Raw genomic sequence first — 1,951 nt, forward strand, 5'->3', positions numbered from 1 at the left:
AAGGTTTTCGTACAGAGCCTAGCATCGCTTCCATACCGGACGGGAAAAGGCGCGTAGCATCGGTGCTGGCTTCCGTCCATTCCTGGAAACGCTCGCGTTTCTGAAGTCCCGAGCGCTTCTCCCATTCAACCTGATTGAGGGAGAAACACTATGAATACCTCAGACATTGCCGCCATCGACACCCCGGCTCCCGACACCGCCCTGCCCAGCCAGAACGCCTCCCTTTCAGGAACAGGTTTCCCCGGTGCATCGGTCGAAATCTGGCAACAGAATGGCAGTCTCCTCGGACAGGCACAGGTCGATCAGAACAGTCGCTGGAGCACAGTACTCGAGACGAGTCTGCCACTGGGTCCTTTCACTTTCTCCGTACGCCAGCTGCTCGGCGGCGTGACCTCTGAATGGCAGAATTTTTCGTTCTCTGTCAGCAGCTCGTTGTACCCAATCACCAGTGCCCCGCAGATCAACAACCCGACGGGTACCGTCACCTCGCCTTTTTCCATCTCCGGCATGGCCACGCCCGGCGCTACCGTCACGGTCTACCGAACAGGAGGGCAATACACCTTTGGCAGCGTCCAGGTGAACGACAATGGGGAGTGGTCTCTCAACAACATCACCCAGGATCCTGGCCCCGACTCCATCAGCGCCACTCAAACGCTGAATGGTCAAACGTCTGGCTACGCACCTAACCTGCCCTTCCAGGTGCAACCCGCCGCCCCCCTCGACGTCCCCCGGATCGACAATCCGAAAGGCTATGTCAACACCCCTTTCCTCATTTCCGGTACCGCTACTCCCGGCGCCACCGTGACGGTCTACGGGACAGGAGGGACCTACGGAACTGATACGGCCATTGTGAGCGCCTCCGGATACTGGGAAATCCCCAACGTGACGCAATACGCAGGCCACGACTCCATCACCGCCACTCAAACACTGGGCGACCGCCGATCAAGCTTTGCACCGATCCAACAGTTCTGGGTTGACATGAATCCCCCCTCTTTCCCCATTACCTCGGCACCCGTCATCGACAACCCACAATCCGCTGCCTACTCGCCCTTCAGTATTTACGGCAGTGCCACCCCCGGCGCCACGGTGACGGTCTACAGGACAGGCGGCGACTATGTATTTGGCACCGCCAGGGTGGGGCCCGACGGCCATTGGGTCATTCCCAACCTGGCACATGATCCCGGTACGGACTCCATCAGCGCGACCCAGACCCTGTATGGCACAACGTCCGGTTACACGCCCAATGTCCCCTTTACGGTGTACGCGAGGAAAGACCTCAGTCAAACGCTGGAGGACATTGGAAACTATATGAATGATGTGGTGCAACGGGTCAAAAGCGATGCCGATAATGTGGTGGGGACCATCAGTAAATTTCAAAGCCTGGCCGCAAGCTTCACCACTCCCGGGTCCAAAGTCATTGGTTTGGCGGGAGAAATGACCGGTATTGGCTTGAAAATATATGCCGATATCAAAGAGTACGGATTTGTCTGGAACAGGCAGCCCGACACGACCCCGAGAACGGGGTCTGGAGAGATAGTTGAAGTGCCTGCCAACACCAGCGTGGCTCAACGAGCCAGGCAACAGGTGGTGGGCGGTTGGATTGAGACATTCGTTCCTGCCAGTTCGGCGCTTCCGGTTCCTGTTCCACGACCCAACGACAGATGGGCCTGGAGCAAAACAGACTATTGCGACGCTGGAGGCACGGCGGGAAGAATCCCGCCCGCTTCATTTCCCTACACCGGCCCAGGGGCACTGGTAGGACAGCTTCTCTATAAGTTTGGCACCTCAGGAAAGAGCAGGCCGATTTACAATGAAGGTTACGCCAACACCCTCAATGACAGCGGTAGTCTGTTCTTGAGAATCAACACGCCTGACGATGAGTTGAGAAACAACAAAGGCGAAATGAAAATTTACATTGGCATGTACCTCCTGTAGTGGTCAACTAATTCCG

Annotated in this window: 1 protein-coding gene; it reads left to right on the plus strand. The window is 56.8% G+C overall.

All coding sequences use genetic code 11. The features are described 5' to 3' along the window. Positions 1-150: 150 nt before the first annotated feature. Entirely contained in the window at positions 151-1,935 is a 1,785-nt protein-coding gene (locus HX830_RS31830) for a carboxypeptidase-like regulatory domain-containing protein (RefSeq protein WP_177104809.1), read from the plus strand. Positions 1,936-1,951 lie beyond the last annotated feature (16 nt).

The sequence above is a fragment of the Pseudomonas gingeri genome (assembly GCF_013385425.1).
GTDB classification, from domain to species: Bacteria; Pseudomonadota; Gammaproteobacteria; order Pseudomonadales; family Pseudomonadaceae; genus Aquipseudomonas; species Aquipseudomonas gingeri_D.